Origin of the sequence: Pukyongiella litopenaei, from assembly GCF_003008555.2 — a bacterium.
Classification (GTDB): Bacteria; Pseudomonadota; Alphaproteobacteria; order Rhodobacterales; family Rhodobacteraceae; genus Pukyongiella; species Pukyongiella litopenaei.
The window spans coordinates 405,478-423,799 of the sequence record NZ_CP027665.1 but is presented as its reverse complement, the minus strand read 5'-3'; the positions used below and the strand labels follow the sequence as shown (position 1 = coordinate 423,799).

General features: G+C 63.9%; 28 protein-coding genes. 21 read left to right on the top strand and 7 right to left on the bottom strand.

What is annotated here, in order from left to right:
* Window positions 1-36: 36 nt before the first annotated feature.
* The 6 genes from C6Y53_RS02195 to C6Y53_RS02170 form a co-directional block, all read right to left on the bottom strand.
* Window positions 37-303, bottom strand: coding sequence for a hypothetical protein (locus tag C6Y53_RS02195; protein WP_106470934.1), 267 nt, complete (start codon window positions 301-303; stop codon window positions 37-39).
* Window positions 300-593 (bottom strand): hypothetical protein, encoded by a 294-nt coding sequence (locus C6Y53_RS02190; RefSeq protein ID WP_106470933.1) that lies wholly within the window; start codon window positions 591-593, stop codon window positions 300-302. The genes C6Y53_RS02195 and C6Y53_RS02190 overlap by 4 nt, the downstream gene beginning before the upstream one ends.
* Window positions 590-805 carry a hypothetical protein gene (locus C6Y53_RS02185; RefSeq protein WP_106470932.1) on the bottom strand — a complete coding sequence of 72 codons (216 nt, stop codon included), beginning with the start codon at window positions 803-805 and terminating at the stop codon, window positions 590-592. The genes C6Y53_RS02190 and C6Y53_RS02185 overlap by 4 nt, the downstream gene beginning before the upstream one ends.
* Window positions 805-1,176 carry a hypothetical protein gene (locus tag C6Y53_RS02180; RefSeq protein WP_149615442.1) on the bottom strand — a complete coding sequence of 124 codons (372 nt, stop codon included), beginning with the start codon at window positions 1,174-1,176 and terminating at the stop codon, window positions 805-807. Before C6Y53_RS02180 ends, C6Y53_RS02185 begins: the two co-directional genes overlap by 1 nt.
* Window positions 1,177-1,302: 126 nt before the next feature.
* Window positions 1,303-1,749: a hypothetical protein gene (locus C6Y53_RS02175; RefSeq protein WP_106470930.1), complete on the bottom strand. Its 447-nt coding sequence runs from the start codon at window positions 1,747-1,749 to the stop codon at window positions 1,303-1,305.
* A gap of 451 nt (window positions 1,750-2,200) precedes the next feature.
* The gene (locus C6Y53_RS02170; protein ID WP_149615441.1) at window positions 2,201-3,088 is read right to left on the bottom strand and encodes a tellurite resistance TerB family protein; all 888 of its coding nucleotides are present in this window, start codon (window positions 3,086-3,088) and stop codon (window positions 2,201-2,203) included.
* Between the two features lie 154 nt (window positions 3,089-3,242).
* Here C6Y53_RS02170 and C6Y53_RS02165 point away from each other — a divergent pair, with 154 nt between their 5' ends.
* The 20 genes from C6Y53_RS02165 (at window position 3,243) to C6Y53_RS02070 (ending at window position 17,809) form a co-directional block, all read left to right on the top strand.
* Window positions 3,243-3,692 (top strand): hypothetical protein, encoded by a 450-nt coding sequence (locus C6Y53_RS02165; RefSeq protein ID WP_106470928.1) that lies wholly within the window; start codon window positions 3,243-3,245, stop codon window positions 3,690-3,692.
* The gene (locus C6Y53_RS02160; protein WP_106470927.1) at window positions 3,689-4,042 is read left to right on the top strand and encodes a hypothetical protein; all 354 of its coding nucleotides are present in this window, start codon (window positions 3,689-3,691) and stop codon (window positions 4,040-4,042) included. The genes C6Y53_RS02165 and C6Y53_RS02160 overlap by 4 nt, the downstream gene beginning before the upstream one ends.
* A gap of 129 nt (window positions 4,043-4,171) precedes the next feature.
* The gene (locus C6Y53_RS02155; RefSeq protein ID WP_106470926.1) at window positions 4,172-4,393 is read left to right on the top strand and encodes a hypothetical protein; all 222 of its coding nucleotides are present in this window, start codon (window positions 4,172-4,174) and stop codon (window positions 4,391-4,393) included.
* A complete protein-coding gene (locus tag C6Y53_RS02150; protein ID WP_106470925.1) occupies window positions 4,386-4,622 on the top strand; it encodes a hypothetical protein in 237 nt (78 codons plus the stop codon). Before C6Y53_RS02155 ends, C6Y53_RS02150 begins: the two co-directional genes overlap by 8 nt.
* A 252-nt stretch (window positions 4,623-4,874) precedes the next feature.
* Window positions 4,875-5,957 carry a ParB/Srx family N-terminal domain-containing protein gene (locus tag C6Y53_RS02145; protein WP_106470924.1) on the top strand — a complete coding sequence of 361 codons (1,083 nt, stop codon included), beginning with the start codon at window positions 4,875-4,877 and terminating at the stop codon, window positions 5,955-5,957.
* Entirely contained in the window at window positions 5,954-6,169 is a 216-nt protein-coding gene (locus C6Y53_RS02140) for a hypothetical protein (RefSeq protein ID WP_149615440.1), read from the top strand. Before C6Y53_RS02145 ends, C6Y53_RS02140 begins: the two co-directional genes overlap by 4 nt.
* Window positions 6,169-6,576 carry a hypothetical protein gene (locus C6Y53_RS02135; protein ID WP_106470923.1) on the top strand — a complete coding sequence of 136 codons (408 nt, stop codon included), beginning with the start codon at window positions 6,169-6,171 and terminating at the stop codon, window positions 6,574-6,576. The genes C6Y53_RS02140 and C6Y53_RS02135 overlap by 1 nt, the downstream gene beginning before the upstream one ends.
* Window positions 6,573-8,291, top strand: a complete 1,719-nt coding sequence (locus C6Y53_RS02130; protein WP_106470922.1) for a DNA primase family protein — start codon at window positions 6,573-6,575, stop codon at window positions 8,289-8,291. The genes C6Y53_RS02135 and C6Y53_RS02130 overlap by 4 nt, the downstream gene beginning before the upstream one ends.
* Window positions 8,292-8,718: 427 nt before the next feature.
* Window positions 8,719-9,522 (top strand): hypothetical protein, encoded by an 804-nt coding sequence (locus C6Y53_RS02125; RefSeq protein WP_106470921.1) that lies wholly within the window; start codon window positions 8,719-8,721, stop codon window positions 9,520-9,522.
* Between the two features lie 115 nt (window positions 9,523-9,637).
* Window positions 9,638-10,483 (top strand): ATP-binding protein, encoded by an 846-nt coding sequence (locus tag C6Y53_RS20905; RefSeq protein WP_211299441.1) that lies wholly within the window; start codon window positions 9,638-9,640, stop codon window positions 10,481-10,483.
* A 77-nt stretch (window positions 10,484-10,560) separates the two neighbouring features.
* A complete protein-coding gene (locus tag C6Y53_RS02115; RefSeq protein WP_244614925.1) occupies window positions 10,561-11,043 on the top strand; it encodes a hypothetical protein in 483 nt (160 codons plus the stop codon).
* 40 nt (window positions 11,044-11,083) lie between these two features.
* Entirely contained in the window at window positions 11,084-12,751 is a 1,668-nt protein-coding gene (locus tag C6Y53_RS02110; RefSeq protein ID WP_342212769.1) for a terminase large subunit, read from the top strand.
* Entirely contained in the window at window positions 12,748-13,959 is a 1,212-nt protein-coding gene (locus tag C6Y53_RS02105) for a phage portal protein (RefSeq protein ID WP_244614924.1), read from the top strand. Before C6Y53_RS02110 ends, C6Y53_RS02105 begins: the two co-directional genes overlap by 4 nt.
* Entirely contained in the window at window positions 13,943-14,617 is a 675-nt protein-coding gene (locus C6Y53_RS02100) for an HK97 family phage prohead protease (protein WP_106470919.1), read from the top strand. The genes C6Y53_RS02105 and C6Y53_RS02100 overlap by 17 nt, the downstream gene beginning before the upstream one ends.
* Window positions 14,618-14,650: 33 nt before the next feature.
* The gene (locus C6Y53_RS02095; RefSeq protein ID WP_106470918.1) at window positions 14,651-15,850 is read left to right on the top strand and encodes a phage major capsid protein; all 1,200 of its coding nucleotides are present in this window, start codon (window positions 14,651-14,653) and stop codon (window positions 15,848-15,850) included.
* Between the two features lie 59 nt (window positions 15,851-15,909).
* On the top strand, window positions 15,910-16,092 hold the full coding sequence (locus tag C6Y53_RS02090) for a hypothetical protein (RefSeq protein ID WP_106473909.1): 183 nt from the start codon (window positions 15,910-15,912) through the stop codon (window positions 16,090-16,092).
* 4 nt (window positions 16,093-16,096) lie between these two features.
* A complete protein-coding gene (locus tag C6Y53_RS02085) occupies window positions 16,097-16,672 on the top strand; it encodes a head-tail connector protein (protein WP_106470917.1) in 576 nt (191 codons plus the stop codon).
* Window positions 16,669-17,004 (top strand): phage head completion protein, encoded by a 336-nt coding sequence (locus C6Y53_RS02080; protein ID WP_106470916.1) that lies wholly within the window; start codon window positions 16,669-16,671, stop codon window positions 17,002-17,004. The genes C6Y53_RS02085 and C6Y53_RS02080 overlap by 4 nt, the downstream gene beginning before the upstream one ends.
* Window positions 17,001-17,405 (top strand): DUF3168 domain-containing protein, encoded by a 405-nt coding sequence (locus C6Y53_RS02075; RefSeq protein ID WP_106470915.1) that lies wholly within the window; start codon window positions 17,001-17,003, stop codon window positions 17,403-17,405. The genes C6Y53_RS02080 and C6Y53_RS02075 overlap by 4 nt, the downstream gene beginning before the upstream one ends.
* On the top strand, window positions 17,405-17,809 hold the full coding sequence (locus C6Y53_RS02070; RefSeq protein WP_106470914.1) for an HK97-gp10 family putative phage morphogenesis protein: 405 nt from the start codon (window positions 17,405-17,407) through the stop codon (window positions 17,807-17,809). The genes C6Y53_RS02075 and C6Y53_RS02070 overlap by 1 nt, the downstream gene beginning before the upstream one ends.
* Here C6Y53_RS02070 and C6Y53_RS02065 read toward each other — a convergent pair.
* Complete coding sequence (locus C6Y53_RS02065; protein ID WP_106470913.1) at window positions 17,806-18,144, bottom strand: hypothetical protein; 339 nt, start codon at window positions 18,142-18,144, stop codon at window positions 17,806-17,808. The two genes, C6Y53_RS02070 and C6Y53_RS02065, sit on opposite strands and share 4 nt — an antisense overlap.
* An 11-nt stretch (window positions 18,145-18,155) precedes the next feature.
* Here C6Y53_RS02065 and C6Y53_RS02060 point away from each other — a divergent pair, with 11 nt between their 5' ends.
* Window positions 18,156-18,320, top strand: coding sequence for a M55 family metallopeptidase (locus C6Y53_RS02060; protein WP_149615439.1), 165 nt, complete (start codon window positions 18,156-18,158; stop codon window positions 18,318-18,320).
* Window positions 18,321-18,322: the final 2 nt, after the last annotated feature.

Genomic DNA, 18,322 nt, shown 5'->3' with positions numbered 1-18,322 from the left:
GGGTCCGTGAGCGTGCTTTGGCGGCGCGGGCGGCTGTCAGCGCTGCCGGGCGATGCGCCCGGCCCACGCGTCGAATTCGGTACGCAGCCGGTCGAACCGGTCACGCGCGGCGGCGGTGGTGTCGAGTTCGCGGCGGCTGTCGATGCCGCAGCAGCTGCGCAGGTATTCCGCTGCCGCGCTGGCGCTGAACGCGCCAGCAGGATACCCGTTGCGCCTGGCGGCGAATGTCTGGAACTGCGGGTCGTTGCACAGGATGCCCGCCTGCTGCGCGACGGGCCTGTCGGTGAGGCGGGTGCCGGTCATGGTGCGACCCCCTGGCCATTGTAGGGGCAGTCGCGCCGGTGGTCGGTCGCGCGCATGTGCTGGCGGGCCAGCCGTTTCCAGTTGGCAATCGCCTCTTCCTCGGACGCGCCGCTGGCGGCGATGCCGTGCAGGTCCAGTTCCCATTGGTGGGTGCAGTCGCCCGCAGGCGGGGTCATCCACCCAAAGGTCTCCAGCACCTCGTTGACGACGGCATCGCGCTGGCCGGATGCGTCGAGCCGGTCGAGATTGCGCAGAAAGGCCGGCAGGCGGTCATGGATGAGGCGGTTCATGTGATCCGCCCCAGCTTCTTCCAACCACGCGTCGCATGTAGCTGGTAGCGAATGCCGTTCACCGTCTTGAACCGGGCGAGGCGTCGGTATCCCCAGCCCCGCGCACCTTTGTGGGATGCCGGGACCGCGTCGTTCGTGATCGGGTCAGATCCAAAATTGAAGACCGGATATTCGAAGCGGTCGGGCAACGGGATGAGTTTCATCAGGTCCATCACGCTGCCACCTTCATCTGTGCCAGCACATCGGCGGCGGCGGTGCGTTCGTCGGCATGGGGCGAATGGCGCAGCAGGGTCTCGCAGGCCTCGGCCAGATCGTGGGCGGAAACCGGCTCGGGTGCGCGGATGGTGCGGCGGGCGCGGTCCAGCCGCGCGGCGATGGCCTCGGACCGCAGCGCCAGCGACAGGGCAGAGGGCCGGCTGCGCGCCGTCTGCCGCCATTGCAGCAGCTCGGCGCAGATCGCCGGCAGCAATGCGGGCATGCCGTCCGCCAGTTCAACATGCGCCCCTCCGCCGGCCAGCCGGGCCAGCAGGTCGTCGCTGACGGGTGTGGGGTCGGATCGTGTATCGGGGTCGGTGCGTGTCATCGCGGCCTCCATCTGTTCGATGGAGTGGATAATGAGCATAGATGCTCAATAATAGTCAAGCAGAATTTGCAGCAATGCTCAGAATGGGGCGATCAATCCCTACGCCGTTGATTCGATAGGATTGAGCTAGTCTTCCAGGAGGTCTGCGAGTAGCTCCAGTTTCGCGCGCAGCTTGGCAAGCCCGGCCTTGTCAACCGTCGCCACGATCTGCGCCCGCGATCCCACAATGGCGATCTTGATTTCGTTGCCCCGGTCGCGGTCCGGAGTGCTCTCTTTGTCGTCGAGGAGCCGTCTTAGGGTGCGTCCGGAGTATGTGTCTGCAGCGCGCCACATGGCGGTGGGTTCATCAAAGCCTGTTGGCATGAAGTCTGCTGGGTCAATTCCCGTCGCGGCGTGGATTTTCTGGACGGTTTTCGACGACAGCCCAAACTTCCAGTCGTCTTCACGCATGGGGCGATTGATCGTGGATGCCGCGAGGCCGGTTTCGGTGGCCAGGCGGTTCATGCTCCAGTCCATCGCTTCCAGAACGTGCGAGAGATACGCCACCGTCCAATGCTTCTCGTTGTCTGTCATGGGGCGGAGCTTCGCATAAATGCGCAATCGGTAGTATGAGCATGAATGCTCTTGCTTTGTATTGAGCATTCATGCTTTAACACTCGATAAGCTATCGTTGGCGGGAAAATCCCATGAAGTTCTGTCACCAAGTCGAGCAAGTCGAAGAGCAGTTGAGAGAGGCCGGGACGAATGTGGCCGCTCTTTGCGTCGAGGCGGGTATCGCCCGATCGACGTGGCAAAGGTGGAAATCTGGCCAGACGGTGCCGAATTTCAGAACGTGGGAAGACGTAACAACGGCTTGCGCAGTTCTTTGCGCGTCCTCCGCTGGTGACGCAGGGGCGAAAGGCGAGGCCGCCGCATGATGTTTCCTCGGAGCTTACTGATACATGAGCGCCGGGGTGCCACATGTCACCATTCTGCGCGTCAGCGCCGGTCCAGCCCAGGAAGTACGGTTTCCCGTGGTGTGGCATCAGTAATTGATCTGGCGCCAGCCATTGTCGCGTTCGGCTTCGATGGCGGTCTTCAGGTCCAGAACGTCCGCCATGAGGTCTTCTTCCTCGTCGGCAAGCCGTCCGTCGGCGGCAATCACGGCGCTCAGGGCTCTTACGAACCGCGCGTAGCGATCCGGAGCGAATTTGAGCACTTGTTCGAGGTAGCCGGGCAGCGAAGATCGGGCAGGGCGCATTCTGCGGATAAGCTGCAGCAATTCGTCGAGGGTATCGATCGTCACGTCTCCGTGGTAGATCGGCGCACGCCCGCCGCGGACGAGTTCGGTCTCTGCATATTGGCAGATCACGTCCAGTTCTTCGGGGTGGAAATCTTCGTCACAGCGGGCGGCGGTCACGAGGATCGAAAGCGCCGGGCGCAGCTGGTCACGGATTTCCCGCGCGGTGACCTGGTGCCGATCCGCAGTGGACTCGGTGCTGGCTGCCGTCGGCGGTTTGGCGGGGGTCAGGTCGTCGAGGTCGACCAGCAGAACCTGCCGGAAGAACTCGTGGCACGGTGTGACCACCCCATCTTCATCGATGAAGCACTCGATGCGATCGCAGCGGAAGGTTCGCGAGGCGCGGCGTTCGTGGCAGGTCGCGGTGAGAAGCGGTGCTTTCGGCCCGCGACCAACCCTGATCATCGTGATGCGGCGGCGTGTCTGAGTGCCGGTGGCGTCTGTGTAGTCGATGACAGTGTAGATCGGCTCGAGGTCGATCACGCCGTGTTCGTTCGGGTGTTCAAGATCGTCCGAGTCGGGCGTGTCCGGCGAGGGCAGGGCGCGCGGCGGCCGGGCTGTTGTGACAGGGACTGGCGGCGCCGGCGTATGATCGTCCGGCGCTCGTTCGGCCAGCCAAGCGACTATCTTCATGATGATCTGCCTTTCTTGTCTGTTCAGCCCGCTGCAGCTGACCTGATGGGGGCGATTCCCGCAAGAGGCGAGTCCGCCGAATGCCGCCACTCTGCCGGTCTGGACCGGTCCCGCACAGGAAAAACGGTTTCCGGTCCTGATCTCGAGGCCTGCCATGCTTGATTTTCGCAAGATCGTTCGAGCGAACATGCGGTCGCTGGTCGACTGGATGGGTTGCTATGATGCCGTCGCCGAGACGTTCAATGCCCGCTGGGGCGGGGGCGCGTCCAAGGGAACGGTCAGCAAGAAGATGGCCGGGCAGCTGGACTGGACCGTGGCCGATGTGATCGCGCTGGAGGACGCCGCAGGCCGCTATCCGATCACGCGGATGCTGGCCCGGCGGTTGGAGACCCGGCCGAACGCCGGTGAGGGCAGTCTGCTGCAAGACGGGTCCAGCATCGCCAAGGAAAGCGGCGAGGCGATATCGGCGATCCTGAACGCGGAACAATCGAGCTGCGCTGACGATCTGGCGCAGGCCATCGGCGAAATCGACGAGGCGATGTTTGCCCTGAGGCAGGCCAGGGCGCGGATCGAGGATCGGATGAACAGTGAGGGTGCGGCATGACGTTGCCGCGTCGCCCGTCCCGCCGCAACCCGGCCGTGCTGAAGTATCGCGATCACCGGCGGCTGTGGCGGCTGGTCGAGGGGGGCGTGGTCGATGCGTTCCGGTGTCACCCGGATTACCTGACGCGCGCCGGGTCGCATTCGGCGGTGCAGTCGATAACCAAACGCGTGGTGGGCCAGATCGTCGGCCACGCCATTCAGGCGCGCGAGCGCGGTCGCCCGAAGGTGAGCAGGGGCGGCTCTGGCGGCCGGGCCGAGATTTCCGGCGCGGCCGATGGTGCGGGGCGCTGCACATCGCCCCGCACCCGCTTGCCCGATCTTCACGCGCTGCTGTGCGGGGTCATGTCATGACGGCGCGCGCGAACCCGGACTACTCCCGCCCCGGCATCCGCCTCCGCTCTCCCTGTGCGGTGCTGCCGGCCGGGGCCACCTGGGGCGGCGGGATCTCCTCCCCCGCCGCCCCGTCTTTGGGGGTGCGCCGTGTCTGACCACCGGGAGCCATACTGGTTCGGCCATGTCCTGTTCGAACTGACAGTTGCGCCGGAAACCGGGGCGCAGTTCGCGCTGGTTGCGGGCGAGGCCGATGAGGCCCGGCACCGCCGACCGCTGTTCACGGGGTTCATTCATGCCGGTATGGCCGCGCAGCTGCGCGCATTGGCGGACCGGGTGGAAGAGATCGAGGGGTGTGGGCGTGATGGATGATTACGAGGACCGTCCGACGATCTGTTTGGTGACAGGTACTTACTGCGTCCGGGCGTTCTGCGATGACTACGGATGCGCCAACCAAGCCGGTGTTCCGGTCGATGAGAACGACATCGCTTGCGGGTCCGAGGATATCGACGAGACGATGCCAATGCTTCCGCCGATCAAGCGAAAGCGGCGCGGAACCAAAGGGCGCCAGATGTCGCTGTCGCTGTCAGAACGGGAGTAAGGCGGTGATGGACAGCGTGGGAGAGTCGAGGTCGACAGGGATGGGTGGGTTCCGAAATCCCGGCGCAGCAACGGGCCATCAGAATCGGCAGCGCGTTCGGGCGTGGTTTCAGGCCCATCTCTGCGGCACGCAACGCGAATGCGCAGAGGCACTCGACCTGTCTGTGATGGCGGTCAATCGCCATGTCGCGGCGATCCGCGGCGAATGGCGTGAACCCGTTCGGGCTGTTGAGACATCTGAGGAGCGCATGCCATGACCCTTCGCGCCATCGACATTTCCGAACAGGACCCGGTGCAGCGGGTCGATCCCGGGCCGGCGCCGCGCATGGACTGGTTGCCGGTGGTCGAGCTGGTGGTCGATGACACCTATCAGCGGGCGCTGGCCAAATCGAACTGGCGGGTGATCCGCGAGATCGCCGCTGCCTTCAGCTGGTCGAAATTCACGCCGGTCATCGTGTCGGGACTGCCGGACGGGCGGTGGTCGGTGATCGACGGGCAGCACCGGGTTCATGCCGCCGCGCTGGCCGGGCATGACCGGGTGCCGGCGATGATCTCGCCCGCCTCGCCGGCCGAACAGGCGGCGGCCTTTGCCGCGATCAACTCGCAGCGCGTGAACATCACCATATTTCACCTGTTCAAGGCCGGGCTTGCCTCGGGCGAGGCCTGGGCGATCGATGGCGACGCGGCGGTGTCGGCGGCGGGCTGCACGCTGATGCGCTATCCGGTATCGGCCGCGACCCGCAAGGCGCGGCAGGTCTTCGTTCTGGGCGCGGTGCGCGATCACGTCCGGGCCGGCCGCCGCCGTCTGATCACGGCGGCCTTGGCGGCGATCACCTCGTCGCGGGCGGCGGATGAGGTCGATTGCTACCGGTCGAACGTGCTGGCGCCGTGGCTGGCCGAGCTGGCGGATCTGAGCGCAGTTCGCCGCCTGCCGGATGCGGACTGGTTGCGCGGGTTCGTCGAGGATGTCGGCCTGGTCGAGACCTGCAGCAATGTCGAGGCGCTGCGCGCCCGTCCCGGGCTGATGCGGGCGTCTGGCTACAAACTGGCGAGGCTGGCGTTGCGGGAAAAGCTGAAAGGGTATCCCGGGCCCCGTCCAGCGGCGCGGGTGAATGCGCCGCGCTGCGCTGCGCCGGCGGATCAAGCGGGGCGCACCACGATCAAGCGGCCCGCGCCGCCGATGGCCCCGACCCGGCATGGCGACTGGACCGAAGATCGCGACGAGCTGATCATGGCCAGCGGCGGGCGCTATTCAGAATTGGCCCGTCTGGCCGAGACCTGGGGCGTCACGCTGCAGGCAGTCCAGTCACGCTGGCACCGGGTGCGGGCGACATGAGTTTCGAGCCTGTTGGACGGATTGCCGGGCGGCTGGTCGCGCGGATGGCAGAGGGCACTGAGCGTGAGCGCAAGCTGGCGATGATCGCACGGCTGACGGCAGACGAGTTGCGCGGCTGGCTCTGGGCGCGGCGCTATGACGGCCGCGCGTGGCATGAGGGTGAGCTCGAGGCGCTGCAGCGCCGGGCGTGGGAACTGGGGGTCAAGCTGTGATGGGCCAGGCGTTGGACGATCATGTGGCCAGTGTCGAGGCGCGCGCGCATCTCGATCATGTGCTTTTGCATCTGGCCGCGGGGCTGAAAGTCGTCAGGGATGACGAAGTCGGGCCGGTTTGCGAGCTGCTCTGTGGCTGGCTGGCCGAGATCGAGGCCGGGCCGCCCGTGCTGGCGCCGTTGGAGCAGCTGCGCCAGGAGGCCGCGTTCTGGGCCGATGTGGCAACGCCGGCCGAGATCGAGACCTACGTTGCCGCCGGGCTGCGCCGCGCGACGCGGACGCAGTTTGCCGAGGCTGCGCGCAAGCGGCTGCTCGTTGCCCTGTGGGGTGCGATGTCACCGGCGGACCAGCGACGGTTCATGTTGCGCGTGGACCCTGATGGCGCGTTCCGGAGGGGGGCAGCATGAGCGGCGGCGATGATCCATTCAGCGCCCTGGGGCCTGTTCCCGACGAAGATCCGGGTGCGCCGGCTGACGATCAGGACGCATCGGCGCCGATCGCGGCCGACGAGGATGTGCGGGAACTGTTGGGGCGCGCGGCCGCGCTGCCGCTGAACGATTTCGGCAACGGGCGGCGGTTCGTGCTGCATTTCGGTCGCGACTGCATGTTCGTGCCGCGCGTCGGCTGGTTTACCTGGTCGGGACAGGTCTGGGAAAAGGACGATGACAGGCTGCGGGTTCGCCGCCAGGCGCAGCGGCTGAGCGACTTGATCCTGCGCGAAATCCCTTATCTCACGCATCGGGGCAGCAACCTGGTGACCCGGCGCAACGAATTGTCGGAGATCGCGAGATCGGACCGGACGGCGGAACAGGCCAACGAGCTGGATGCGCTGCGCAAGACAGCGGCGCGGCATCGAAGTTTTGCGAACACCACCGGAAACTCGGCCCGGATCAAGAGCGGCTATGAAGAGGCCGAGGTCGACCTGGCCGTCGCGTTCGACGATCTCGATGTCGAACCGCTCGAGGTGGCGGTGGAATCCGGCGTTCTGCGGTTCTCGGTCGAAGACATGACCGATGACGGGGCCGGCAAGGTGGCCGATATGACGCTGGTCCCCCATCATCGCGATCAGCGGATCACCAAGATGATGCCCGTGGCATATGACCCCGGTGCCCCGCATCCCCGGTTCGATGCGTTCCTCGAGCGGATCCAGCCGGACCGGGAAACACGCGAGTTCATCAAACGGTGGTTGGGTCTGTCGATGACGGGCCAGAAGAAACAGAACATCGCGTTTTTCTACGGGGGCGGGGCGAACGGCAAGTCGGTCCTGGTCGACCTGATGGCGCGGATCATGGGAAACTATGCCGCCACCGCCCGGATCGAGTCACTGACCGGGACGGCCCGGCGCGGGGGCGGCGATGCCACGCCCGACCTGATCCCGCTGATGGGCGCGCGCATGGTCCGGGCGGCCGAGCCTGACGAAGGCCAGCGCCTGCAGGAGGGGCTGGTCAAGGATCTCACCGGCGGCGAGCCCATCATGGTGCGCGCGCTGCATTCCGATTTCGTCGAGGTCCGCCCGCATTTCAAGCTGACGATCAGCGGCAACCACCGGCCCGAGATCCGGGGCACCGATGACGGTATCTGGCGCCGCGTGATGCTGGTGCCCTTCGACGTGCAGATCCCGGAATCCGAACGTGATCCGAACCTGATCGACAAGCTCTGGGAAGAGCGGTCGGGGATCCTGAACTGGCTCATCGAGGGTGCGATCGACTATCTCGAGGGCGGGTTGCAACCGCCGTCGGCGGTGACAGAGGCCACGCGTGATTATCGCGAAGAGAGCGACCCGATCGGCCAGTTCCTGATCACCTGTTGTGTGATCACCGGGGACGCGGCCGACACCATCACGTCAAAGGATCTGGGCAACGGTTTCCATCTGCACCTGATCGAGCGCGGCATGTCACCGTGGAAGCCCACCACGGTCAGCAAGCAACTGGCCTCCAAGGCGCGGCAGTGGCGCCATCCCGAGACCGGGCGCCAGTTCACCAAGAGCAAGTCCAGCATCACGCAATATGTGGGCCTGCGGTTCACCGATGCGTTCCGACGACGGTTCGAGGATGCGCCGAAGGACCATCAGGGCCGGCCGCTTGGCGGGGTTTCGGCCTCTGCTGCCCCGGACCCCGATTAGATTTTGCGGGAAGGTAGGGAAGGTGGGCGGTGATCGTGGGAGGGTAGCGGCTCGGGGGTTCGGGGGTGAAAATGACGGGGTTTCAGATGGTTATGCGGGTTCGTGGGAAGGTAGGGAAGGTAGGGAGGGTAAATCGGACCTACGCGTATGCGCGCGCGCGAGTTGTGGCTGTCGCCGTTACGGCACCTCAACGATTTCTCAAAAGATACCGAAATCACCCTCCCTACCTTCCCTACCTTCCCACAAGGCAAAGAAACCGAAATGAATACAGGGTGTTGCGAAGTGTTCGAGTTTGGGAAGGTAGCGAATTTGAAAACCGCTACCCTCCCTACCTTCCCAAAGGGAATCAACATCTAGAGCGCTGCGCCAAAGCACCGCAAAATATTGATGGCAGGTATCGGGCGATGACCGATCACAGGGGGCAGAAATGGGCAGTGAATTCAAAGGCCGCGATTTGAAGGTCGCGATCCGGGCGGCGATCGCCGGTCGGGGTCGAAACGGCGATCTGGTTGATCCGATCAGCCGGAAGTCGGTTTCGATGACCGAGGCACAGCGTGTCGGGTTTGCATTGGGTGCGATCCGGGATCGGTCGGCGGTTCCGGGCGAATGTGGTGACGCGATACCGGCGGCGCCTGCTCGGGGGCCGATGCGCCGGTTCGTTCCCCGTGAAATGGTGCCGGATGGCGAGGGTGGACATCGATCGGAGCACATGGGCTATCGTGGCCGGGATGGTGCGCGTTGCGCAGATGTGTTCGACGTGATGACCCTGCAAGCCCGCCGGGCGCAGAAGGGTGGTTCGTTCGAGCCGCCATTCACGTTCGGTCAGGTCCAGGCGGGTCGCGGATACGCGGCATTGTTCGAACGCTGCGCGGCGGCCGGTGTCGGGTGCAGTTCATTGGAAACCCTGCGGCGGGCCGCGGCGGTCGGCGGTGATCGCGAGGCGGCGATATTCGCGGATTTCGCCCGCCTGCGGGTGTTGCAGCGGCGGATAGGCGACGGGCTGGTCAAGGAGGTTCGGCGGATTCGCCCGGGTGGCCAGCCCCGGCGCGCGATCTACGCCCGTCGATTGGTTGACCTGGTCTGTGTCGCGGACATGCCGCTGGGTGCCGTTCTGCGCGAGCATGGCTGGGCCGACAAGGGGGCGGCGCGGGACGGTCTGAGGGCGGCTCTCTGCGCGGCGCTGGACAGGATGCAGGGGTATGATCTGGCGCGCCCGCAAGATGTGGGTTGACAGCTAGGTCCGCCGGATCGTAGGAATATGACATCATCGAGAAATGCGCCCGCCGGGGAAAACCCGGGTGGGCGTTTTACGTTTTCGCATGGTCAACCAGACATCCGGAGAATGAATGGCGCGGCTGAAGATCGCCCGCCCGCGCCTTGCGCCGGGTCGGGCGAGAGGGAACATGGGTGGTGCCGAGGGACGCCGGGTCTATGACCGACAGCGTGAGAGGGCAAACCCCTGGCGCGCATGGTATCGCACGAAGCAATGGAAGGCCTTGCGTCGCGAGATCCTCGATCGCGATCTGTGGACCTGCCAGCAGACGCGGGTGATGCTGTCAGGGAAACACCCGGCGCCGAACAGCCCGGTGGTCGATCACATCCTGCCTCACCGGGGCAATCCGGAACTGTTCTGGGACAGGGCGAACCTGCAGGCGGTCAGCAAGGTCTGGCATGACAGCATCAAGCAGGCGGAAGAGAAGTCGGGCCGCAAGGTGGCATCGACACATCCCGAGTGGTTGCGGCCGTCGCTGGTGCCCTTGACGATCGTGTGCGGGCCACCCGCCTCGGGCAAGTCCGGGTTGGTGCGGGCGCGGGCCGGTGTGGGTGAACTGGTCATCGACCTAGACGAGATAGCGGCGCGTCTGTCGGCGCAGGGCTTGCGGCGTTGGTCGCGGGACAAGTGGTTAGGACCGGCGCTGCGTGTCCGCAACAATCTGCTCGGGCAGTTGTCGCGGGATCCAGGCTGGCCAGCTGCGTGGCTGATCGTATCGGAGCCGAGCTCGATCAAGCGGGACTGGTGGCAAGCGAAGCTGGAGCCGGTCGAGATGCTGGTGCTGGCGGTGGCGTCTGAGGAATGCCGACGGCGCGCGAAGATCGACGGGGATCGGGATCAGGCGGTAACGTCGCAGGCCATAGCGGACTGGTGGCGGCGATACACGCCGCGACCGGGCGAAACGACCCTGAAAACATGAGCGCGAGGGGGGGTGGTCGAAACTTCAGGCCCTCCCGGCTGGAGACCGGCGCCCCCAATCATTCGGAGATTTTATTCTTGGCTGACGAAAATTCAGACGATCTGGACCTGTTTGGCGACCCTGTGCGGTTGCCGTCTGGGCGACGTGGTCGTCCTGCACATCGGTATAGCCAGAAAAACGCAAACAAAATCATGATGTTGCTTGCTCTTGGGTGGTCGGTTGAGCGGGTTGCCGCCGGGTGCCACATCAGCGTGCCGACCCTGAAGAAGTATTATTTTTCGGTACTGAAGACCCGGGCAATCCAGCGGGACAGGCTCGTGGCCTGGCAGTTCGAAAGGCTGATGGAACTGGCGGCTGCCGGGAATGTATCAGCCCTGAAGGAATTGCAGCAGATGATCGAGCGGAACGACCGGATGGCCGCGTCGGCCAGTCTGCGAGATGAGGCCGATGCGCCGCAGCCAGAGAAGCTGGGCAAGAAGGAGCAGGCGCGCCGGGCCGCCATGGAAGCAACGGAACACGGCGAGTGGGGTTCTTTGTTGTCGGGTGGTTACGATGCCTGACGGAGCCGCCGGGCATCTCGATGATGCCTGGAACACCGCGGTGCCGGATTGGGCGGATCGTATTACCAGCGGGCGATCACTGATTCCGGAATTGCCGCTGATCGCCAAGTCGGCAGACCGGGCGGTGAGCATCTTCAAGCGTCTCCGGGTGCCGGACCTGATCGGAACACCGACATATGGCGAGGTCTGCGAACCATGGGTGATTGACCTGGTCCGCGTGATCTTTGGCAGCTACGATCCGGACACGCGGCGCCGGATGATCCGGGAGTTCTTCTTGCTGGTTCCGAAGAAGAACGGAAAGTCGGCAATCGCCGCCGGGATCATCGTAACTGCCGCGATCCTGAACGAGCGCCCCATGGCCGAGCTGGTCCTGATCGCACCGACGCAGAAGATTTCGGGTATCGCGTTCAACCAGGCGCGCGGGATCATTGCCAACGATCCGACCCTGTCGGATCTGTTCCACGTCCAGGGGCACATGAAGCAGATTACGCATCGGGTGACGGGCGCCTCGATCATGATCCTGTCGGCGGACGGGGATGTGGTTACCGGTTCGAAAGCGACGTTCATCCTGATCGACGAGACGCATGTGCTGGCCTCCAAGGCCAAGGCGCCGGAGATATTCCTTGAGTTGCGTGGTGGGCTGGCATCTCGGCCGGAGGGTTTTCTGCTGCAGATCACGACGCAGTCGAAGGTCGAACCCGTCGGCCAGTTCAAGAAAGAGCTGATGAAGGCCCGGCAGGTGCGTGACGGTGCGATACGGTTGCCGGTATTGCCGATCCTCTATGAGTTCCCGCGAGAAATCGCGACCTCGGAGCGGTGGCGGGACGAGGCCACATGGGGGCTGGTCAATCCGAACCTCGAGGTCTCGGTCAGCCTCGACTATCTGCGAGACGAGATGCTGACGGCCGAACAAGACGGCCAGGAGGCTCTGGCGCTCTTTGCGTCACAACACCTGAATGTCGAAATCGGCATCGGCTTGCATTCTGCGCGCTGGATCGGGGCCGATTACTGGCCATCCTGCGCCGACCCGACGCTTGAGCTCGACGAACTGCTGGACAGGTGCGACGTTGCCGTTGTGGGGGGTGATATGGGGGGGGCCGACGACCTTGCATCCCTTGCTGTCCTCGGCAGGTGCAGGGAGACCAAGCATCGTCTTGCATGGGTGCGCGCATGGTGTGCCCGGGGTGTTCTGGAGCGGCACAAGGAAATCGCTCCGAAACTGCTCGATCTCGAGAACGCAGGCGATCTGGTGATAGATGACGATCCGGTTCAGCATGTTCGGGACATGGCGGATATCTGCGAACGGGTCCGGGATTGTGGCCTGTTCCCGGAGACTGAGGGGATCGGGCTGGACCCCTGGGGCGTGGCTGCGCTGCTCGATGAGTTACAGGCACGGGGGTTTGACCTGACGCAGATCTACGGCGTCGGGCAGGGCTACAAGCTGAACGGGGCAATCAAAGGTCTCGAGCGGCGTCTTATGGATGGCACCCAGCGTCATGGCGGTCAGCCGATCATGACGTGGTGCGTGGGCAATGCGAAGGCCGAGGCGCGCGGCAACAACGTGCTGATCACCAAGGCGCGGGCAGGGGTTTCGAAGATCGATCCGCTGATCGCGCTGTTCAATGCGACGATCCTGATGGACATGAACCCGGAGCCGCCGGGTGGGGGGATCGCATCTTATTTCGAGCACCTTGAGGCGATGGCGTGAAAATCCTGCAACGGATCAAATCGGCGCTCCTGCGTCCGCTGTCGTTGGTTGCACCCACGGGGTGGGCGCAACAGGGCGGCCCGACGGACAGTGGCGAGATGGTCAGCGAAAGTTCGGCCCTGGCGCTGTCGGCGGTCTGGGGCTGCACCAACCTGCTGGCCGGCACAATCGGGTCACTGCCGCTGTCCGTCTATCGCGAGAAGAATGGAGCCCGGTACGAAGATCGCGAACACCCGTTGTTCCGCGTCCTGCATGATCGCCCGAACTATGATCAGACGGCGGTCGATTTCCTGGAGTTCATGGCGGCATCGGTCGAGCTCTGGGGGAACTTCTACGCCGAGATCGATCGAGGATCGGCCGGCCGCGTTTCGGCGCTGACACCCGTTCGCCCCGAACAGATGGTGACCCGGCGTCTCGATACGGGGGAAATCGAGTATCGCTGGACGTACAACGGGCGACAGAAGGTGAAGCGGGACCGTGAGATCCTGCATGTGCGTGGGTTCGGAGGGTGTCCACTCGGCGGCTTGTCGACGTTGCAGGTCGGACGCAACGTGTTCGGATCGGCCCAGGCGGTCGACAGGGCCGCGGCATCGATGTTCCGGAATGGCATGCGCCCGGCTGGCGCGATGATCTTCGAATCGTACCTGACTCCGGAACAGCGCGAGATCGCGGAGACCCGATTGGTCGAAAAATACGCGGGGGCGATGAACTCGGGGCGACCGATGGTCCTGGAGGGCGGCACGAAGTGGCAGCAGTTCGCGCTGAACCCGGAAGATGCGCAGATGCTGGAGAGCCGCCGGTTCACGGTCGAGGAAATATGCCGGATGTTCGGAGTTCCGCCGCACATGGTGGGGCATACCGAAAACAGCACCAGCTGGGGGACCGGGCTGGAACAGCAGACACTGGGGTTCCAGAAGTTCACGCTGCGCCGCCGGCTACGGCGGATCGAACAGGCACTGGAGCAACAGTTGCTGGAGCCGGCCGATCGGGCTGCGGGTGTTTCGATCTCGTTCAATGTCGAGGGGCTGTTGCGCGGAGACAGCGCCGGTCGGGCGGCATTTTACCAGACGATGGTCAGCCTGGGCTTGATGACGATCAACGAGGGGCGGGCGCGTGAAAACCTGCCGCCGGTCGCTGGCGGCGACGTGCCACGGATCCAGATGCAGAACCAGCCAATCACGGAGGCAGGCAATGACAATGCAAGTTAAGAGGGCCGCTCCGGTTCTGAAGATCAAGGCGCTTGAGGAAACAGGCGATTTCGAGGGCTATGGATCGACATTCGGGGGGGAGCCGGACAGCTACGGCGACGTGATCGCGGCCGGGGCATTCACCGAAAGCCTGGCGGCGCACAAAGCGCGGGGCTCGATGCCAAAAATGTTCTGGCAGCATGACAGCGACAAGCCGATCGGCCGGTGGCTGGAGGCGGTCGAGGATGAAACCGGATTGCTGATGCGGGGGCGCCTGAACATGGGTGTGCAGCGGGGCAAGGAGGCTTATGCGCTCCTGAAAGAGGGCGACATTGACGGGCTGTCGATCGGTTACCGGATCAAGGAATATTCGGTCGACACGGAAGACGAGATCTGGACGCTGGAGAAGCTGGACCTGATCGAGGTTTCTGTCGTGTCGATCGGCGCCAACCAGAATGCCACGGTCGCGAGCGTCAAGGCGGCGCGCGCGCATCATGAACTTTCGGAAATGCTCATGGCCGGGGACCGGCTGACAGAGCGGCAATTCGAGACCTGGCTCAAGGGATTGGGCTTCTCGAATGCACAGGCGGAGCGTGCCGCGCGTCTCCACCTGAAAGGGCAGGGGGATCCTGCTGATGCGGACAAGCGTGACGCACTCATGCGGGCGCTGATGGCCTGACGGCCGGACCAATCATCAACGCAGGAGGCTCCGATGTCGGAGACGAAAACGGCCGAGCAGCTGGCCGAGGAAATCAAGGCTGCGCACAAGGAAACGATCGACAAGGTGAAAGAGATCGCCGAGGAGGCGCTGGGAAAGGCGTCTTCGAACGAGACCCTTTCCGCCGATCTCAAGGGCAAGGCCGACGAGGCGCTGATCAAGATGAACGAGCTCACCGAACAGGTGGCCAACATCGAGCAGCGGCTGTCGCGTGAACCCGGTGCGGGTGACGGCGGTGCGAAGTCGCTGGGCGAGCAGTTCACCGAGAGCGAGAGTGTCAAGGCCTGGCTGGGTGAGCAACCCACCAAGGGCAAGGTGGACATGCAGGTCAAGGCGACGTTGACCACGGTGACGACCGACACCGACGGGGCGGTGGGCGATGGTGTCGCTCCGACGCGGCTGCCGGGCATTCAGTCGATGCCACAGCGCCGCATGACGGTGCGCGATCTGCTGACGCAGGGCCGGATGGACGGCAATACGCTCGAGTATGTCAAGGAAACCGGGTTCAACAACAACGCGGCACCGGTGGCCGAGGGTGCCAAGAAACCGGAAACCGACATCAAGCTGGACCTGGTGACCACTACCGCGAAGGTCATCGCACACTGGACCAAGGTGTCGCGGCAGGCGCTCGATGACGTTTCGCAGCTGCGCAGCATGATCGATCAGCGTCTGATCTACGGGCTGGCCTATGCCGAGGAACAGCAGTTGCTGAATGGTGACGGCACCGGACAGAACCTGTCGGGTCTGATCACCAACGCCACGGCATATTCGGAGGCGTTCACCCCGACTTCGGGGACGGCGATCGACACGATGCGCCTGGCGATGCTGCAGGCAACGCTGGCGGAGTATCCGGCCACCGGCCATGTCATGAACCCGATCGACTGGGCGCGGGTCGAACTGACCAAGGACGGCGACACCCGTTACCTGATCGGGCAACCGCAGGGTATGGCGTCACCGACGCTGTGGGGGCTGCCGGTGGTGGAAACCCAGGCGATTGCCCAGGACAAGTTCCTGACCGGGGCGTTCAAGCTGGGTGCGCAGGTCTTTGACCGGTGGCAGTCGCGGGTCGAGGTCGGTTATGAGAATGACGACTTCACCAAGAACCTCGTGACGATCCTGGCTGAAGAACGGCTGGCGCTGGCGGTCTATCGGCCCGAGGCGTTCATCTACGGCGATCTCGGCTTCGTCGTCTGATCGAGAGCAGAAAATCGAGAGGGCGAGTGTTCGCCCTCTCGGTGCGAATGGAGATCATGATGATCAGGTTCAAGGTGATGCGCCGTCATATCGGTGACCGGATGTATGACGAGGGTGACGAACGCGTCGCGTCGGAGACCGAGGTCCGGCACCTGGTCGAACGGGGCGTGCTGATGAAGATGGAGCCGAAGCCGAAGAACAAGGCGGTCAGGGCAGCACCCCGCAACAAGAGGGCGGGTTGAGGGAATGCGCGCCGTACGAGTGTCGCCGCCGGCGGAGAGCCCGGTTTCGATTGGCGACTGCAAGGCACAAGGTGTGCTCGACTTCTCGGATGACGACTTTCTGGTCATGACCTATATCGAGGCCGCGACAGGGTATCTGGATGGATACACGGGCATCCTGGGCCGGTGCTTGGTTTCTCAGGACTGGCGCGTGGACTTTCCCGCTTGGGATCGTGGGTTGGTGGTCCCGTTTCACGATGCGACCGCCGTTGAGATCAGCTATGTCGATGAGAGCGGAGACACGCAGGTTCTGCCGGGCAATGAATACGAGCTCGTTCCCGGATATGGCGGTGCCATGGTTCTATGGAAGGCGGCGTTCTCAGCCCCGGCGCTGGCCGATGACACAGCATTGCCCGTCAGCGTGGTTGCGACCTGCGGCTATGGCGCCGCAGCGGCGGTGCCGCAGGCCTTGAAGCTGGCCATCATGCAACTTGCCGCGCATTGGTACGGGACACGTTCCGCGGTCACCGAGGCGTCCATGGAGAGCGTCCCAATGTCATGTGCCAGCCTGATCGCGGCACATAGGGTCACGCTGGCATGAAATCAGTTAGCCTGATCGAGGCGGTGGCCTTCGATCTTCCGACCCGAAATCCGGACGGATATGGCGGTTCCGAAAGCGGCTGGGGAGAAATCCACGCCTGCCGCGCCGAGTTCCTGTATTCACGCGGGTCCGAGGCCGTCGATGCCGCGCGGCTGCAGGGTCGGTCGATCTACAAGGTGAGGATCCGCCAGTGCGCGGATGCGCGGCAGGTGACGACGGGTTGCCGCATGCGAGACGTGAGGCGCGGTGAGGAATACCAGGTGCGCGAGGTGGACAACATTTCCGACCGATTGTTCATCTATGTGGTCGTGGAACGTGGTGTGGCAGTATGAGCGTGTCGGCGGAGCTACAGAAGGCGATCTATGACACGCTGGTCGCGGACGCTGGTGTTGCCGCTCTGATTGGCGATCGCATCTATGATGGTCGTCCCGAAACATCCGCGTTCCCGTGCATCACGTTCGGTCCGAGCGACAGCGACCCGGAGGATATGGAATGCGTCAACGCCCGCACGGAAACCGTGCAGCTTGACGTGTGGGCGCGGGACCAGGGGCGAATGCGGCCCGGCAAGGAAATCATGGACGCGGTGCGGGACGCCCTGCATCTCGCCGACCTGTCCCTGACGGTAAATGCGCTGGTCCTGATCCGTGTCGAGGGGATGCGGCTGTTCATGGATACCGATGGCGTGACTGCGCATGGTGTCATTACGGTTCAGGCGGATGTCGAGCAGGCCTGATGGTTCAGGGTCTGGACAAGCTGAACCGACGTTGGAAGGCGATCCCGAAGAACGCCCGGATCAACGTGCGCTACGCGATGGAGGAGGCGGCGAACGATATCGTCGAGGAAATGTGGTCTCGCGCACCCTATCGAACGGGCGAGGTTGCTGAATCCATCGGCTGGACCTGGGGTGACGCGCCAGCGGGGACAATGACAATCGGCAAGGTGCGCGGGCGGGAATACGGCACCATGCGCATAACGATCTACGCGGGCGGGGGAAATGCCTTTTACGCGAAGTTCCACGAGTTCGGCACGGTCAACATGCCCGCGCACCCGTTCTTCTTTCCGGTCTGGCGGGCGCGGTCGAAGCGCGTGAAGGGTCGGGTTTCGCGGGCGATCAGTCAGGCGATCAAGAAGGGTTAGGAGGCAACCCTTGCCACGTTGGCGACAAGATCTTCGCAGGCATCATCCTTCCCGACCCAAAATTCTGCGCCCGCTGCTGCATTTTTCACGATTTGCCTTTGTTCTGCGATTTGCTGTTCGGTTGCCCCCAGCGCCCTGGCTTTCGCGTATCTCGCCGTTGCCTCTTTTTGGATCGCTATGGAATCCGAGAAGCCGCCCGCCTGCTGAACGCACCTGTTTGCGGTGTATTCGAATGCGGCGGCGCGTCTGGCTTCCGACTCTGCCGGTGTTGACGGGGGCTGCGGGGCGCAGGCGGCTACCATGAGGGCCGGAACGGCAAGGAACACAAATTTCATTGGGGAACTCCATGAAAATCAAAATACTGGCTGACACTTCATATCGTGTGTCGTCGGCTATTTCACAACATTTCTCGGCAGAAAGCACGGTGAATATCCCGCGTGAAGCCGCAGAAAAGCTGATCGCCCAAGGCGTTGCCGAAGCGGTCGAGAAACCGTCTGAACAAGGAGCATAGGC

Coding starts and splice junctions, on each gene's coding strand:
- C6Y53_RS02060 (WP_149615439.1), top strand. CDS start 18,156: ATGAAAATCAAAATACTGGCTGACACTTCATATCGTGTGTCGTCGGCT.
- C6Y53_RS02195 (WP_106470934.1), bottom strand. CDS start 303: ATGACCGGCACCCGCCTCACCGACAGGCCCGTCGCGCAGCAGGCGGGC.
- C6Y53_RS02175 (WP_106470930.1), bottom strand. CDS start 1,749: ATGACAGACAACGAGAAGCATTGGACGGTGGCGTATCTCTCGCACGTT.
- C6Y53_RS02190 (WP_106470933.1), bottom strand. CDS start 593: ATGAACCGCCTCATCCATGACCGCCTGCCGGCCTTTCTGCGCAATCTC.
- C6Y53_RS02125 (WP_106470921.1), top strand. CDS start 8,719: ATGGGCAGTGAATTCAAAGGCCGCGATTTGAAGGTCGCGATCCGGGCG.
- C6Y53_RS02165 (WP_106470928.1), top strand. CDS start 3,243: ATGCTTGATTTTCGCAAGATCGTTCGAGCGAACATGCGGTCGCTGGTC.
- C6Y53_RS02070 (WP_106470914.1), top strand. CDS start 17,405: ATGGTTCAGGGTCTGGACAAGCTGAACCGACGTTGGAAGGCGATCCCG.
- C6Y53_RS02095 (WP_106470918.1), top strand. CDS start 14,651: ATGTCGGAGACGAAAACGGCCGAGCAGCTGGCCGAGGAAATCAAGGCT.
- C6Y53_RS02130 (WP_106470922.1), top strand. CDS start 6,573: ATGAGCGGCGGCGATGATCCATTCAGCGCCCTGGGGCCTGTTCCCGAC.
- C6Y53_RS02140 (WP_149615440.1), top strand. CDS start 5,954: ATGAGTTTCGAGCCTGTTGGACGGATTGCCGGGCGGCTGGTCGCGCGG.
- C6Y53_RS02075 (WP_106470915.1), top strand. CDS start 17,001: ATGAGCGTGTCGGCGGAGCTACAGAAGGCGATCTATGACACGCTGGTC.
- C6Y53_RS02135 (WP_106470923.1), top strand. CDS start 6,169: ATGGGCCAGGCGTTGGACGATCATGTGGCCAGTGTCGAGGCGCGCGCG.
- C6Y53_RS02150 (WP_106470925.1), top strand. CDS start 4,386: ATGGATGATTACGAGGACCGTCCGACGATCTGTTTGGTGACAGGTACT.
- C6Y53_RS02080 (WP_106470916.1), top strand. CDS start 16,669: ATGAAATCAGTTAGCCTGATCGAGGCGGTGGCCTTCGATCTTCCGACC.
- C6Y53_RS02145 (WP_106470924.1), top strand. CDS start 4,875: ATGACCCTTCGCGCCATCGACATTTCCGAACAGGACCCGGTGCAGCGG.
- C6Y53_RS02065 (WP_106470913.1), bottom strand. CDS start 18,144: ATGAAATTTGTGTTCCTTGCCGTTCCGGCCCTCATGGTAGCCGCCTGC.
- C6Y53_RS02085 (WP_106470917.1), top strand. CDS start 16,097: ATGCGCGCCGTACGAGTGTCGCCGCCGGCGGAGAGCCCGGTTTCGATT.
- C6Y53_RS02100 (WP_106470919.1), top strand. CDS start 13,943: ATGACAATGCAAGTTAAGAGGGCCGCTCCGGTTCTGAAGATCAAGGCG.
- C6Y53_RS02090 (WP_106473909.1), top strand. CDS start 15,910: ATGATCAGGTTCAAGGTGATGCGCCGTCATATCGGTGACCGGATGTAT.
- C6Y53_RS20905 (WP_211299441.1), top strand. CDS start 9,638: ATGGCGCGGCTGAAGATCGCCCGCCCGCGCCTTGCGCCGGGTCGGGCG.
- C6Y53_RS02160 (WP_106470927.1), top strand. CDS start 3,689: ATGACGTTGCCGCGTCGCCCGTCCCGCCGCAACCCGGCCGTGCTGAAG.
- C6Y53_RS02170 (WP_149615441.1), bottom strand. CDS start 3,088: ATGAAGATAGTCGCTTGGCTGGCCGAACGAGCGCCGGACGATCATACG.
- C6Y53_RS02185 (WP_106470932.1), bottom strand. CDS start 805: ATGGACCTGATGAAACTCATCCCGTTGCCCGACCGCTTCGAATATCCG.
- C6Y53_RS02180 (WP_149615442.1), bottom strand. CDS start 1,176: ATGACACGCACCGACCCCGATACACGATCCGACCCCACACCCGTCAGC.